At 64.6% G+C, this 15,124-nt stretch carries 13 protein-coding genes; 2 read left to right on the plus strand and 11 right to left on the minus strand.

The genetic code is table 11. The annotated features are described in order from the left end of the window. Positions 1-4 precede the first annotated feature (4 nt). Positions 5-937: a lipid A biosynthesis lauroyl acyltransferase gene (locus IVB54_RS23505; RefSeq protein WP_018459334.1), complete on the plus strand. Its 933-nt coding sequence runs from the start codon at positions 5-7 to the stop codon at positions 935-937. Between the two features lie 13 nt (positions 938-950). On the opposite strand, the gene IVB54_RS23510 is transcribed toward IVB54_RS23505, so the two are convergent. From IVB54_RS23510 to IVB54_RS23540, 7 genes are all read right to left on the minus strand, one after another. Beyond that, a complete protein-coding gene (locus IVB54_RS23510; protein ID WP_018459335.1) occupies positions 951-2,057 on the minus strand; it encodes a polyamine ABC transporter substrate-binding protein in 1,107 nt (368 codons plus the stop codon). Between the two features lie 4 nt (positions 2,058-2,061). Further along, positions 2,062-3,240: an aminotransferase gene (locus tag IVB54_RS23515; RefSeq protein ID WP_018459336.1), complete on the minus strand. Its 1,179-nt coding sequence runs from the start codon at positions 3,238-3,240 to the stop codon at positions 2,062-2,064. A gap of 8 nt (positions 3,241-3,248) precedes the next feature. Further along, positions 3,249-3,575 carry a rhodanese-like domain-containing protein gene (locus IVB54_RS23520; protein WP_247776466.1) on the minus strand — a complete coding sequence of 109 codons (327 nt, stop codon included), beginning with the start codon at positions 3,573-3,575 and terminating at the stop codon, positions 3,249-3,251. A 302-nt stretch (positions 3,576-3,877) separates the two neighbouring features. Then, positions 3,878-5,806 (minus strand): potassium transporter Kup, encoded by a 1,929-nt coding sequence (locus IVB54_RS23525; protein WP_018459338.1) that lies wholly within the window; start codon positions 5,804-5,806, stop codon positions 3,878-3,880. A gap of 141 nt (positions 5,807-5,947) precedes the next feature. Beyond that, entirely contained in the window at positions 5,948-7,846 is a 1,899-nt protein-coding gene (locus IVB54_RS23530) for a potassium transporter Kup (protein WP_018459339.1), read from the minus strand. Between the two features lie 272 nt (positions 7,847-8,118). Then, on the minus strand, positions 8,119-8,949 hold the full coding sequence (locus IVB54_RS23535) for a flagellar motor protein MotB (RefSeq protein ID WP_007592497.1): 831 nt from the start codon (positions 8,947-8,949) through the stop codon (positions 8,119-8,121). A 23-nt stretch (positions 8,950-8,972) separates the two neighbouring features. Then, a complete protein-coding gene (locus IVB54_RS23540; RefSeq protein WP_018459340.1) occupies positions 8,973-9,746 on the minus strand; it encodes a MotA/TolQ/ExbB proton channel family protein in 774 nt (257 codons plus the stop codon). 328 nt (positions 9,747-10,074) lie between these two features. Here IVB54_RS23540 and IVB54_RS23545 point away from each other — a divergent pair, with 328 nt between their 5' ends. After that, the gene (locus tag IVB54_RS23545) at positions 10,075-10,368 is read left to right on the plus strand and encodes a hypothetical protein (RefSeq protein WP_204513921.1); all 294 of its coding nucleotides are present in this window, start codon (positions 10,075-10,077) and stop codon (positions 10,366-10,368) included. Between the two features lie 18 nt (positions 10,369-10,386). On the opposite strand, the gene IVB54_RS23550 is transcribed toward IVB54_RS23545, so the two are convergent. The 4 genes from IVB54_RS23550 to IVB54_RS23565 all read right to left on the minus strand — a co-directional run bounded on the left by IVB54_RS23550 (position 10,387) and on the right by IVB54_RS23565 (position 14,965). Beyond that, the gene (locus IVB54_RS23550) at positions 10,387-11,106 is read right to left on the minus strand and encodes an RraA family protein (RefSeq protein WP_018459343.1); all 720 of its coding nucleotides are present in this window, start codon (positions 11,104-11,106) and stop codon (positions 10,387-10,389) included. Positions 11,107-11,258: 152 nt separating this feature from the next. Next, positions 11,259-12,140, minus strand: coding sequence for a phosphatidylcholine/phosphatidylserine synthase (locus IVB54_RS23555; RefSeq protein ID WP_018459344.1), 882 nt, complete (start codon positions 12,138-12,140; stop codon positions 11,259-11,261). Between the two features lie 87 nt (positions 12,141-12,227). Then, positions 12,228-12,932 carry a phosphatidylserine decarboxylase gene (locus IVB54_RS23560; RefSeq protein ID WP_256374445.1) on the minus strand — a complete coding sequence of 235 codons (705 nt, stop codon included), beginning with the start codon at positions 12,930-12,932 and terminating at the stop codon, positions 12,228-12,230. A 77-nt stretch (positions 12,933-13,009) separates the two neighbouring features. Further along, a complete protein-coding gene (locus IVB54_RS23565) occupies positions 13,010-14,965 on the minus strand; it encodes an ABC transporter ATP-binding protein/permease (protein ID WP_018459346.1) in 1,956 nt (651 codons plus the stop codon). Positions 14,966-15,124: the final 159 nt, after the last annotated feature.

A 15,124-nucleotide genomic window follows, 5' to 3' on the forward strand; every position in this document is an offset into this window, starting at 1 on the left:
ACGCATGGCGCTGCTTCCGGCGAGGACGAAGGCCCGCGCGCGGCAGACGGCAAAGTCGATCGGTGGAGGGCTGATCGGCGCTGCCACCGTCGGCATGTTGCGCACCACGCGTTATTTCGATCCAGCCAAGACCTCGGACTTTTTCGCACGCGTCACCAAACTGATCGGCCCGCGCCTGCGCGAGCACCGCATCGGCCGCGCCAATCTCACCGCGGCGTTTCCGGACAAGTCGCCCGAGGAAATCGAAGCCATCCTGATGGGCGTCTGGGACAATCTCGGTCGCGTCGGCGCCGAATTCGCCCATATGGACCAGGTCTGGGATTACGACCGCGATCATCCAGAAAACAGTCGGATCGAACTGCCCAGCCGCAGCATCGAGCTGTTCGATCAAATCCGCGACGACGGCAAGCCGGCGTTGATCTTCGCCGCGCATTTGGCCAATTGGGAATTACCGGCGCTCGCCGCGGTCGCACACGGGCTCGATGCAGCAATCCTCTACCGCCGCCCGAATATCGCCTCCGCCGACCGCATCATCCAGGAGATGCGACAGGTCAACATGGGCACGCTGATCCCGGCGGGGCGCGACGCGCCGCTGCGGCTTGCCCAGGCGCTCAAGGACGGCAAGCACGTCGCGATGCTGATCGACCAGTATCTGACCGGCGGAGTCGAGGTCACCTTCTTCGGCCGCAAGACCCGCGCCAATCCGATGCTGGCGCGCCTGTTACGACAGGTCGAATGCCCGATCCACGGCGTCCGCGTCATCCGCCTGCCCGGCGGCCGCTTCACCGCCGAGATCACCGAAGAGGTCCACCCGGTGCGCGACGCCGACGGCAAGATCGACATCCAGGGCACCACGCAGGCGATCACGAGCGTGGTGGAAGGCTGGGTCCGCGAGCATCCGGAGCAGTGGCTGTGGCTGCACCGAAGGTGGCGGTAGCGGACAGTAGTGCTTACCGCCCCGTCTTCACCCTGGTCCAAAGCCTATTGATGACCCGCTGGGTCGCGGGCTCACGCGCCGTGATGACGAACAGCTTTGCGAGCGTCGCCTCGTCCGGATAGATGTTCTTGTCGTTCAATATTTTCGGATCGACCAGTTTCTGGCTGGCGAGGTTGCCATTGGCGTAGGACAGGAAGTCCGTATTCCTGGCGGCCACGTCCGGACGGTAGAGATAGTTGATCAGCTCGTAGGCTTCGCTGACGTTCCTGGCATCCGCGGGGATCGCGAGATTGTCGAAGAACATCTGCGCGCCCTCCTTCGGGATGGCGTAGCCGATCTCGATGCCGCTTTTGGCTTCGGCAGCGCGGGCGCGGGCCTGCATGATGTCGCCGGACCAGCCGACCACGAAGCAGATCTCGCCGGTGGCGAGCGCGCTCAGATATTCGGACGAATGAAACTTGCGCACGGAGGGCCGCACCTTGGTGACGACATCGGCGGCCTTTTCGAGGTCGGCCTGCTTGGTCGAGATCGGATCGAGCCCGAGATAGTTCATCGCCGCCGGAAAGATGTCGTCGGCGGAATCCAGCATGTGGACGCCGCAGTCTTTGAATTTCGCGAGGTTCTCCGGCTTGAACACGATGTCCCAGCTGTCAATCTTGGCATCCGCTCCGAGAATCTGCTTCAGCTTGGCGACATTGTAGCCGATGCCGGTCGTGCCCCACATGTAATTGGCGGCGTAGACGTTGCCGGGGTCGTAGATCGCGAGACGTTCGGTCACCACCGGCCAGGCATTGGCCAGGTTCGGCAGCTTCGACTTGTCGAGCTTCTGGAAGATGTTGGCCTTGATCTGGCGCTGGAGGAAATAGGCGGTGGGCACCACGACGTCATAGCCGGATTTGCCGGCCATCAGGCGCGTCTCCAGCGTCTCGTTGGCGTCAAACGTGTCGTAGACCACCCTGATGCCCGTCTCCCTGGTGAAGGCCTCGAGGACGTCGGGCGCCACGTAGTTCGACCAATTGTAGAAGTTGACGACCCGCTCCTCGGCCCCGGCAGGAGCGGAGAGCAACGTCAGCGCGGCGGCGATCGCAAGGCCAAAACCACAGCGGCTGACGTTGGTCATCTCCCTACCTCTTGCGCCCGCGCACCGCGTCCGACAGTCGCTCCAGTGCGGTGTCGAGCGTCTCGTCCTTCTTGGCAAAGCAGAAGCGCACCACCGAGGTCACAGGGTCCTGCTCGTAGAAGGCCGAGACCGGGATAGCCGCGACCTTGTAGTCCTTCACGATCCGCCAGCAGAACTCGGTGTCGCTCTCGTTCAGCCCGAGCGGGGACAGGTCGACGGTGAGGAAGTAGGTGCCCTGCGACTTCAGCACGGGGAAGCCGAGGCTCTCCAGTCCCTTGGCGAGGCGGTCCCTGCTCCGCGCCAGGTCCTTGCGCATCGACAGGAAGTACTCGTCGGGCTTGCCGAGCCCGTAGGCGACGGCGGCCTGGAGGTTCGGCGCGGTGGTGAAGGTCAGGAATTGGTGCGCCTTGGCGGCAACGCGCAGCAGCGGCGGCGCGGCGCAGACGAAGCCGATCTTCCAGCCCGTCAACGAGAAGATCTTGCCGGCCGAGCCGACCTTGATGGTGCGATCCCGCATGCCGGGGATGGTGATCAGCGGAATGTGCTTGTGCTCGTCGAAGGTGACGTGCTCCCAGACCTCGTCGCAGATCGCGATGACGTCGAACTCCTGGCAGTAGCGCGCCAAAAGCTCGAGATCCTCGCGCGGAAACACCACCGCGGACGGATTCAGGGGATTGTTGAAGAGCACCGCCTTGGTCTTTGAATTGAAGACGCTTTTCAGCATGTCCTCATTCAGCCGCCAATGCGGCGGCTCGAGCCGGACCAGGCGCGGAATGCCACCGGCCTGGCGGATGATCGGCAGATAGGAATCGTACACTGGCTGGAAGCACACCACCTCGTCACCGGGCTGGACGACGGCGAGGATGGCCGAGGTCAGGGCCTCGGTGCCGCCGGAGGTCACCATCACCTCGCTCATCGGATCGAGCTCGAGCCCGTGCCAGTGGCCGTAATGGGTCGCGATCGCCTGGCGCAGCTCCGGCAGGCCCATCATCGACGGGTACTGGTTGTAGCCGTTCAGCGAGGCCTCGGCCGCGGCGCGGCGGATGTCTTCGGGGCCCGGGTCGTCGGGAAAGCCCTGGCCGAGATTGATGGCGGCATTGTCGCGCGCGGCCTGCGACATCGCCTCGAAGATGGTGACGGGAAGGTCCGCGAAGACCTTGTTGAGGGACGAGCTCTTGGACATCGGCGGGGTCAGCCGCCGATCTTGCTGGGAAGACCCGCCGCCTTCCAGCCCAGCATGCCGCCGGCCAGATGCTTGTCGTAGGGCAGGCCCGCGGCCTGCGCCGCCAGCGAGGCCGTCACCGAACGCTTGCCCGAGCGGCAGGCGAACACGACCTCCTTGCCGGCGGGATCGGGGATCGCCTTGGGATCGAAGGTCGAGAGCGGCACGACCACGCCGTAGGGATAAGCCTCGGCCTCGACCTCGTTCGGCTCGCGCACGTCGACGAGGAGATAGCGCCCTTCCGCGACACCCTTGGAGACCTCGTCCGGGGTCAGATCCTGTATTTGATTTGCCACATCATCCTCCAACGTCGCGGGCCGCTGCCGGGGCGATCCCGGCGGCCGGCAACCTCGCCTCTCGGCCCGCGAAAATCAAGCGCTACAAAGGCTTGAGCTGCCTTGCGCAAGTTAAAGCTAAATCGCAGCGACTTGAAGCGCGACCTTCACGATGCCTGAAGCTCCTGCTTCACACCTCACCGCTAGCTCAGTGTCATTCCCCGCGAAAGCGGGGAATCCGGTACGCCGCGGCCTGCCCGTATCCACGCACTGTTTCTGGGTACTGGATCGCCCGGTCCAGCCGGGCGATGACAGCTGCGGAGCTAGATCGTCACCTGGGTGCCGACCTCGACGACGCGGCCGGAGGGGATCTGGAAATAATCGGTGGCGTCGTTGGCGGAACGGCTGAGCGAGATGAACAGCCGGTCCTGCCAGCGCGGCATGCCGGAATGGGCGGCCGGCTTGAGCGCCCTCCGCGACAGGAAGAACGAGGTTGACATGATGTCGAACTGCCAGCCGAGCTTGCGGGCGATCGCCAGCGCCTTCGGCACGTTGGGCGATTCCATGAAGCCGAACTTCAGCGTCACCTTGGAGAAGGTCGGCGAGATCTGTTCCAGCTTCACCCGCTCGGCCGGATCGATGCGCGGGGTCTGTGCGGTCTCGATGGTGAGAATGACGTTCTTCTCGTGCAGCACCTTGTAGTGCTTCAGACTATGCATCAGCGCGGTCGGCGCGCTGAGGGGATCGCTGGTCAGGAACACCGCGGTGCCGGGCACGCGCTGCGGCGGCCGCTTCTCCAGCATGGCCACCAGGTCGGCGAGCGGGAATTCGAGCTTGCGCGACTTCTCGAACAGCAGCCGGCTGCCGCGCCGCCACGTGTACATCAGGATGATCATGAGCGCGCCGAGCGCCAGCGGCACCCAGCCGCCCTCGAACACCTTGAGCAGATTGGCGGCCAGGAAGGTGAGGTCGAGAAACAGGAACGGCGCGATCAGGGCGGCAGCCGTGAACGGCGACCACCGCCATACCTTCCAGATCACCACGAAGCCCATCATCGCCGTAACCACCATGGTCCCGGTGACGGAGATGCCGTAGGCCGAGGCCAGCGCGCTGGAGGAGCGGAATAAGAGCACCAGCAGGACCACTGCGACGAGCAGGAGCTGGTTGATGCGCGGGATGAAGATCTGGCCGGAATGGGCTTCGGACGTATGGCGAATTTCAAACCGCGGCAACAGACCGAGCTGGATCGCCTGACGCGTCAGCGAATAGGCACCGGTGATGACCGCCTGGCTCGCGATAACCGTTGCGGCGGTGGCCAGCACCACCATGCAGCCGCGGAAAAAACCTTGCGGAAAGAGCTGGAAGAACGGGCTCACGATCGCGCCGGGGTCGCCGAGCACGAGGGCGCCCTGCCCCAGATAGTTCAATGCTAGCGACGGCACCACGATGAACAGCCAGGCGGTCTGGATCGGCCGCTTGCCGAAATGGCCGAGGTCGGCATAGAGCGCCTCGGCACCGGTGACCGCCAGGAACACCGCGCCGAGCGTCACGAAGCCGATGATGCCGTGGTGGATCATGAAGGACACGGCGTAGAGCGGGTTCAGCGCGAACAGCACCTGCGGCTGCTGGATGATCGGGTGGATCGCCGCGATCGCGATCACCGCGAACCAGACGCACATAATCGGGCCGAAGAAGGCGGCGACGCGAGCGGTGCCACGGGACTGCACGGCAAACAGACCGACCAGGATGATCACGGTCAGCGGCACGATGTAGGACTCGAAGTGCAGGGTGACGTCCTTCATGCCTTCGAGCGCCGACAGCACCGAGAGCGCCGGCGTGATCACGGCGTCGCCGTAGAACAGGGCTCCGGAAATGATGCCGAGCAGGACGATGGTTGTTCCGCGGGTGCCGACTGCGCGCTGGGCCAGCGCCATCAGCGCCAACGTGCCGCCCTCGCCGTTGTTGTCGGCACGGAGCAGGATCACGACGTATTTGAGCGTCACAACGACGATGAGCGCCCACAGGATCAGGGAGAGCACGCCGAGCACGGCCGCCGGCGTCGGCACCCCCTCCGCGCCGGAAGCCGCCATGACCGCCTCGCGGAACGCGTAGAGCGGGCTGGTGCCGATGTCACCGTAGACGACGCCGATGCTGCCGAGTGTCAGCGCACCGAAGCCGGCAGTGGTGTGGGCATCGCCATGCCCATTGGCCGCCGCCGTTTCCGGGGCGGAAATCGCGATATCACTTGTCATGGGAGAGCCTGGTGGCCTCTAAAAATGCTTCACTGCACAACGGCAGAAGGGCGCGGGGCTTATAGGCCTGCGCTGCCGGCATAGCCTAGCCAGATTTCGGGCCTTGGCCATGCACATTTGCATGGCTTCGCCGGCCGCCATTTAGATGGTGACCTGGGTTCCGACTTCAACCACGCGTCCGGTGGGAATCTGGAAATAGTCGGTGGCGTCGTTGGCGGACCGGCTCAGCGCGATGAACAAATGGTCCTGCCAAAGCGGCATGCCGGACTGCGCCGACGCCTTCAGCGAGCGCCGCGACACGAAGAATGAGGTCGACATGATGTCGAATTGCCAGCCCTGCTTGCGCGCGATCGCGAGCGCCTTGGGCACGTTCGGCTGCTCCATGTAACCGAAGCGCAGGCGGACCTTGAAGAACTTGTCGCTGATCTTCTCCATCCGGAAACGCTCCGACAGATCGACCCGCGGCGTGTGCGCGGTCTCGATGGTCAGGACCACGTTGTGCTCGTGCAGCACCTTGTTGTGCTTGAGATTGTGCAGCAGCGCGGTCGGCACGAAGGAGGGATCGCTGGTCAGGAACACCGCGGTGCCCTTGACGATGTGCGGCGGCCGCTTTTCCAGGCTCCGGATCAGATCGTCCAGCGGCACCTCGATGCGGCGCGTTTTCTGGATCAGGATCCCGGACCCTCGCCGCCAGGTCCAGATTGTCCCTGCCATGATCACGCCGAACAGCAGCGGCACCCAGGCGCCTTCGAGCAGCTTCAGAAGATTCGCGCTGAAGAAGCTGATGTCGACCACGACGAAGGGCAGGATCACCGCTGCGGCCGTCGCCGCGCGCCAGTTCCACAATTTCCAGATCACGATGAAGCCCATGATGCCGTCAGCAACCATGGTGGTGGAGACCGCAATACCGTAGGCCGAAGCCAGATTGCTGGGGGTGTGGAACAACAGCACCAGCAGCATCACACCGATCAGCAGCAGCCGGTTTACACGCGGCAGATAGATCTGGCCGGCATGAGTTTCCGAGGTGAAGCGCACCTCGAAGCGCGGCAGGAGGCCGAGCTGCACTGCCTGATAGACCAGGGAATAGGCCCCCGTGATTACCGCCTGGCTCGCGATCACGGTCGCCGCGGTCGCAAGTCCGACCAGCGGCAGCACGAAATGCTCGGGCACCATGCGATAGAAGGAGTGTTCGATCGCGCTGGGATCCGACAGCACCAGTGCGCCCTGCCCGAAATAGTTGATCAGGAGCGCAGGCAGCACGAAGAACATCCAGGCCGACTGGATCGGCTTGCGGCCGAAATGGCCGAGGTCTGCGTAGAGCGCCTCGCCGCCGGTCACCGCGAGGAACACCGCGCCCAGTGTCACCAGGCCGATCGTGCCGTGCGACAGCAGGAATTGCAGGGCGTAATAGGGATTGATCGCTGCCAGCACCGACGGATCGTCGGCGATGTGAACGGCACCCAGCACGGCAAGAACGGTGAACCAGACGACCATCACCGGCCCGAAGGCTGAGGCGACCAGTGCCGTCCCCTTGCTCTGGACCGCGAACAGCAGCGTCAGGATGAGAACGGTCAGGGGAACGACATAGTGCTCGAAGGCGGGCGTTGCGAGCTTCAGACCCTCGACCGCCGACAACACCGAGATCGCCGGCGTGATCATGGAATCGCCGATGAACATGGAGGCGCCGACGACGCCGAGCGCCATCAGGAACCAGCTCCGCCGCCCGAGCGCGCGCTGGCCGAGCGCCATGAGGGAAAGCGTGCCGCCCTCCCCGTTGTTGTCGGCGCGCAGCAGCAGCAGCACGTATTTGGCGGTGACGACGATCAGCAGCGCCCAAAGGATCAGCGAGAGCACGCCGAGCACCATGACCCGCGAGACCGGCTGGCCATGGGCCGCGCCCCTGACGGCCTCGTGGAATGCGTAGAGCGGCGACGTGCCGATGTCGCCGAAGACGACGCCGATGCTCCCGAGCGTCAGGCCCCAGAAACCCGAGGTGACCGGCCCGTCCGGAGCTTCGGTCGATGTGATGCTCGCCGTCATATGAAACTGGAACGCTTCTGCCCGAGAATTGATCCGGCGCCTTTTGACGGTTCCGGCGCCCCTGTCAATCGGCACATCACCATAGCAGGCACCGGGCCAGATGCTGTGACGGCGCAGCAACGGTCGTTGCCCACGCGACGACATGCCTCAGGTAAGATGGTGGCACAAGAGCCCTGAGCCTTTCAGTCCCCGATTGAAGGGGAATTGGCTCTACATCCTTGTTTTGTCGCGCTTCTTCGCGCGAAACAGGGTCCACTTCGCTCGAATGCGCCCTACGGCTTCAGATTCGGCGGCAGCGGCGGATCTTCGCGCATCAGGGTGATGGTCACCCGCCGGTTGGCCGCGAGCGAGGGATCGTCCGGAAACAGCGGCTGGGTATCCGCCTTGCCGGCGACGGCGAAGACATGGGCGGCCGGCAGGCCCTCGCGTTCGAGGATCTGACGCACGGCATTGGCGCGGTCGGCCGACAGATCGAAGGCGCCGTAGTCGCTGCGGGTCGGCACGAATCCAGCCGCGGTGTGGCCGGCGATGGAGACGCGCAGCGGCGTCGCCTTGAGCGGGACAGCGAGCTTCTCGATCAGGCGGCGGGTGCGGTCATAGGGGACTTTGGAGCCGTCGGCGAACATCGAGCGACCGTCCTGGTCCACGATCTCGAGGTTGAGGCCCTGCTTGGTCTCCTCGAACATGATGTGCTTCGACATCTCGGTCAATTCCGGCATGTCCTGCAACGCTTGGCGCAGCGAGGCCGCCGCCAGCGCAAAATTGCGGTCGACCTTGATCTTGGCGCCCGACGTGCGGTCACGATCCTCCTGGTCCGGCGTCGGCGTGTTGGAGGAGTCCTCGGGCTGAATGTGATCGACGTTCTTCAGCCGAGGGCGGGTCGGCAGCCCGTCGGACTCGACGATGCCGGAATAGCGCGCTTCGGTCTGGACACCGAAGGCGTCGCGCATGGAGCCTGCGACGACCTTCAGCTTGTTGGCATCCTGGGTCGAGAACGCGACGAGCATCACGAAGAAGCTCATCATCAGGCCCATCAGATCGGCGAAGGTCACGAACCAGCCGTGACCGCCTCCGTGTGAATCGCCGCGCTTCTTCTTGGCCATATCTCAAATCCCGGCGCGCGGCCTCAGGCCGGCACCGGCTCGCCTTCAGCGTGGCGGTGCTTCTCGGGCAGATAGGCCAGCAGCATTTCGCGGACCAGCGTGGGGCTCTTGGAGTCGCGGATCATCAGGATGCCGTCGATGATCAGCGTGCGGTTGGTCTCTTCGTCCAGGAGCTTTCCATGCAGCTTGTCGGCGATCGGGGTACAAAACAGGTTGGCGACCAGCGCGCCGTAGAGAGTCGCGAGCAGCGCGGTCGCCATGAACGGGCCGAGCTTTGACGGGTCGGTCATGTTGGCGAACATCTGCACCATGCCGATCAGCGTGCCGACCATGCCGAAGGCCGGGGCGCAGTCGCCGATGGCGCGGTAGATCTTGCTGCCTTCATCCAGATGCATCAAAAAATTATCGCGGTCGCGCTCGAGATTGTCGCGAATGAAGTCCAGGTCGTAGCCGTCGGCGACGTAGCGGATGCCCTTGGCGAGGAACGGCTCGTCGGTCTCGACCTTTTCCAAACCCACCGGCCCTTGCTTGCGGGCGATCTCGGCGATGCGGGCGAGTTCGTCGACCAGATCGTGCGCCGACAGACGGCTCATAGTGAAGGCAAACTTGGCGCCGAGCGGTAGGCCGTGGATCAGCGTCGAGAGCGGAAAGCGGATCATGGTCGCGGCCGTCGAGCCGCCGAAGATGATGATCATCGCATGCTCGGAAACGAACATGTGGAGATCGCCGCCCAGCAGCATCATCGTCGCGATGACGACAATGCCCGCCACGAGCCCGATGCTCGTCATGATATCCATGGGAGACTCCAACGCGAACGCAACAACGGCCGTCCTGGCCGATGGCGCGGCCCAACCCCGAACCGCATCGGAAACCCTAGTGAGCCGCGATTAAAGACGCGTAAAGGTTAAGTTGAGCCGGCGCGCCTGGCGGCCGCAGCGCGCTGAAAGGCGCCGGCTTTTGCCGACTGCCGACACGGATCTCAACATTTTGCTAACCATACGGTGTCGCGCGCACCCGTCACCCGTGCACGCGATCCCTTCGGCTGCGGCCCTGCGCCACATCGGGGGCGACCGATCAATTGGTATTCTGGATCCGGGCCGGGACCTCATGGCGGAAGGCATCGCAATGGTGACGCTGTTCAGTCTTCTCACCGCGCTTCCCGCAGTGCTGGCGCTCCACATGCTCGAACCCGGGCTCGTCCTGCCGGCGTTCAGCGTGCTGCTCTTTGCCGAGGCGGCCCTCGCCGTGATCGTAGCGCACCTGATCCACATGCCGGACAATGCGGAAGATATCACCCTGTGGGATTTTGCCGGCGGCTTCACCTTGATCGGATGCGCTGCCGCGGTGCTCGGCGAGCCGGATCAGGCCGCCTTGTTCCTGACGGAACAGGGCAGCCTGCGAGCGGCGTCGCAACCGTAGATCATCGCGGTCCCGCCGTTAGTGAATCTCCGCCGAGCGCTTCAGCGCAGCCTTCAACTTCTCCAACGAGAAGTCGGGGCTGCGGGCGATCTCGAGGATCGGCGTCTCGCGGCGGCCACAGAGTTCGGCGGCCTCGGGCAGCTTTGCGGCAATATCGTGCGGAATTACGACGGCGCCGTGCTGGTCGGCATGGATCAGATCGTCCGACTTCACGGTCATGCCGGCGACGCGCACTTCGCCGCCAAAGCTCTCGGCATGCACCCATGCATGCGACGGGCCGATCGAGCCGGCCAGCGCCTGGAAGCCCGGCGCCCATTGCGGAATGTCGCGGATCGAACCGTCGGTGATGACGCCGAGGCAGCCGAGCGCCTTGTGCACGTTGCTCTGCACCTCGCCCCAAAACGCACCGTAGCCGACGTCGGGACCGTCGATGTCCTGGATCACCGAGATGCGCGGACCGTGGCCGGTACCGACATATTCGTAATATGCGATGCGGCGCTTGGACTGCTCTTCCGGCGGTAGTGAATTTTTCAGCACCGAGCGGATCGCGACCGTGCGGGCATAGCCGACGATCGGGGGCAGATCGGGAAATGGGCAGACCAGTGGTTTGGTGGTGTAGCCGATCAGCCGGCGCTCGGGCGCCACGATCTCCATGGCATTGCAGATCGTCGGCGTGTCATAGCGGCCCAGCGCTTCGAGGACGGAAGCGGGCAGCGGCCCGGTCGCAGTATTCGTCACAGCGTTCTCTCCCAGATTGGCGGCCGCTGTTGGTGCGGTGCCGCCTGCACCGGGCGATATAGCCGAGATCGGGCTTCAACCCAACTCAGGGCGCCTCATGGCAGATATCCAAGTCTCGCTGTTCAGTGCCTTGGCTGCTTGGCGCTTGCCGTTCAGTGCAGCCGGTCGGGCCGGTCGTCTTCGCGCGGCGGCTCCGACAGGTTTGCCAGCGTCGGCGCCGAAGGCGGCGAGGAGACCTCGCCTCCAGCCGGCGCGGTGGCTTCCATCGCGCGCGCCTGGTCGCGATAGGATTTGTAGCCGAGCGGCAAAGCGAGCAGATACAGCACCGTTCCGATGGACAGCACGTGCCAGGGATAGGCGATCAGGATCGCGATGAACACGACCACCGCGACGAACGCCGGCAGCACCAGCTCGGGCGGCACGCGCATGCGCTTGGTCTTGCCGGAGAACACCGGCAGGCGCGACACCATCAGGAAGGCGATCAGCAGCGTATACGCAGCCGTCACCGCCGCAGGCAGCCGGCCGAGATCGAGGAACGCGACATAGATCGGCAGCAGCACCGTGATCGCGCCGGCCGGCGCCGGCACGCCGGTGAAGAAGTTGGCGGCGAAGGCCGGCTTGTTGGGATCGTCCATGGTGGCATTGAAGCGCGCCAGGCGGAGGCCACCGGAAATCGCGAATACCATGGCGGCGATCCAGCCGGCATTGCCGAGCTCGTGCAGCTGCCAGAAATACAACATCAGGCCGGGCGCCACGCCGAAATTGACGAAGTCGGCGAGGCTGTCGAGCTCGGCGCCGAACTTGGACTGCCCCTTGATCATGCGCGCGATGCGGCCGTCGATGCCGTCGAGTGCCGCCGCGAACACGATGGCGTAGACCGCGAGCGACATCCGCCCCTCGATCGAGAGCCGGATCGAGGTCAGGCCGGCGCAGATCGCCAGCAGCGTGATGACGTTGGGCACCAGCATGCGCACCGGGATCGGGCGGAACCGCCGGCGGCGCACATCAGGATCTTTGAAGTCATAAGGCGTCATGGCTCGTCCTCACCTTGGGGCGAGATATAGCAAGCCGCGTTCCCCTCCGCCATTGCGGCGGAAGGCCCCTCAGGACCGACTTATTGGTTAATTGGCACGGTAGGCGCGGCTCGGGTCGTCTCCGGCAAGATCCGCCAGAATCGTCTCGCCGGCGATCGCGGTCTGGCCTTCCGAGACCAGCGCCTTCGTGCCCAGCGGCAGATAGACGTCGAGCCGCGAGCCGAATCGGATCAGACCGAAGCGCTCACCGGCGCCGATTGCCTGCCCCTCTTTGACGAAGCAGACGATGCGCTTGGCGACCAGACCCGCGATCTGGATCACGCCGATCCGCGCCGTCGGCGTCGTGATCACCAGCGAGTTGCGCTCATTGTCCTCGCTCGCCTTGTCCAGCTCGGCATTGATGAACAGGCCGGGCCGGTAGGCGATACGGTCCACCCGGCCCGCGATCGGGCTGCGGTTCACATGGCAGTTGAACACACTCATGAACACCGAGACGCGCGGCAGCGGCCGATCGCCGAGGCCGAGCTCGGCCGGCGGCAGCGCCATAGTGATCATCGAGACGCGGCCGTCGGCGGGCGACACCACGAGCCCCTCGCGCACGGGGGTCACGCGCACGGGGTCGCGGAAGAACAGCGCGCACCATACGGTCAGGATGGTGCCGATCCACCCCAACGGCGACCACAGCCAGAACAGGAGGAGGCTTGCCAGCGCAAAGCCGCCGATGAAGGGATATCCCTCCTTGTGGATCGGCGGGATCTGACGCTGGATCGAATCGAGAATGGACATCGCTATCTGCCGCTCAGGGTTGATGGCGCAGGTCGTCCCGCGCGGTGGTGTTGTTTAGGCCAGAGTTGGGACCGGAGACAAGGTCACTCCGCCGCCGCAGGCGCCGTCAGGACATCGGCGACCGGCGGTGGCTCCCGGTTGGGCGCCTCGCCGGAATCGGCCATCCTCGCCAGTTTCTCGCGCGCCGCCTCGGCCTCGCGCTGCCTGTTCCACATGCTGGCGTAAAGTCCCCCCTCCCCAAGCAGTTTCGCGTGGGTGCCGCGCTCGGCGATGCGGCCCTGGTCCAGCACGATGATCTCGTCGGCGCCGACGATGGTCGAGAGCCGATGGGCGATCACCAGCGAAGTGCGGTTCTTCGCCACGCGCTCGAGCGCACCCTGGATTTCGTGCTCAGTGTGGGTGTCAAGCGCGGAGGTCGCCTCGTCCAGCACCAGGATCGGCGGCGCCTTCAACACGGTGCGCGCGATCGCAACCCGTTGTTTTTCGCCGCCGGACAGTTTCAGGCCGCGCTCGCCGACCTGGGTCTCGTAGCCTTTCGGCGCCATGCGGATGAAATGATCGATCTGCGCCAGCTGCGCTGCCTGCTCGACCTCGGCATCGCTGGCGTCCCAACGCCCGTAGCGGATGTTGTAGCGGATGGTGTCGTTGAACAGCACGGTGTCCTGCGGCACCATGCCGATGGACGCGCGCAAGCTCGCCTGCGTGACTTCGCGAATGTCCTGGCCGTCGATCAGGATCTTGCCGCCCGAGATGTCGTAGAGGCGAAACAGAAGCCGCGAGATGGTCGACTTGCCCGCACCTGACGGGCCGACGATCGCGACCGTCTTGCCGGCCGGCACCTCGAAGCTGATGCCCTTGAGGATCGGACGGGACGGCTCATAGGCAAAGCGCACATCCTCGAAACGCACATTGCCCGCGGAGACCACCAGTGGCTTCGCGCCCGGCGCATCCTTGATCTCAGCCTCGCGCCCCAGCACGTTGAACATCTTCTCGATGTCGATGATCGCCTGCTTGATCTCGCGATAAACCATGCCCATGAAGTTCAAGGGCTGGTAGAGCTGGATCATCATCGCGTTGACCAGCACGAAATCGCCGACCGTGTTGGTGCCGTTGCGCACGCCGATCGCGCACATCAGCATGGTCGCGGTCAGCCCCAGCGTGAAGATCACGGCCTGCCCGGTGTTGAGCACGGCCAGCGAAGTATAGGCCTGGACGCTCGACTCCTCGTAACGCGCGACCGACCGGTCGTAGCGCTGTGACTCACGGGCCTCGGCGCTGAAATATTTGACGGTCTCGTAGTTGAGCAGCGAGTCGATCGCCTTGGTGTTCGCCTCGGTGTCGGCATCGTTCATCTTGCGGCGGATGCCGATCCGCCACTCGGTCGCGATGTAGGTGTAGTACATGTAGACCGCGACAGTGACGAGGGTCGCAAGCACGTAGCGCCAATCGAACTGCCACAGCAGCACGGCCATCAGCAGCGAGACCTCGACGATGGTCGGGATCAGCTGCAGGATCACCATGCGCACGATGACCTCGATGCCCTCGCGGCCGCGCTCGAGCACGCGCGTCAGGCCGCCGGTCTTGCGCTCCAGGTGGAAGCGCAGTGACAACTCGTGCATGTGGATGAAAGTGATGGTGGCGAGCTTGCGCACCGCGTGCATGGCAACGCGCGCGAAAATGCCGTCGCGCCATTGCGTCAGCACCGCCATCACGATGCGCATCACGCCGTAGCTGGCGGTCAGCAGCAGCGGCGAGGCGATCACCCAGAGGTGCCAATTGTCGGCCTGAACTGGCGCACTGTTGGCGCCGGTCAGCGCGTCGGTCGCCCATTTGAAGCTGAAAGGAACCGTCAGCGTGATCAGCTTGGCGGCGAGCAGCAGCACCATCGACCAGACCACGCGCATCTTCAGGTCGAAACGGTCGCCCGGCCAGATATAGGGCCACAGATGCGCCAGCGTGCCCATCAGCGTGGCCCGCTCCAGCGGCCCCCCGGCGGGATCAGGAACGTTGGCGCCGGCGGGCGATTGAGCTTGGTCCATCAAGAAGCCTGAAAAGCCCGTCGAATGCGGGCTGCGTTGCCATTAAGGATTTTCGTTTGTCATATAGAGCCTTACCGATGCCCATGCACCCCGCCAGATGGCGAATCTTGGATTGTTCGTCGTGGTTTACCGGTAGATTTCCGGAAGCCCCGAATCACC

Origin of the sequence: Bradyrhizobium sp. CW1, from assembly GCF_023100665.1 — a bacterium.
GTDB classification, from domain to species: Bacteria; Pseudomonadota; Alphaproteobacteria; order Rhizobiales; family Xanthobacteraceae; genus Bradyrhizobium; species Bradyrhizobium canariense_D.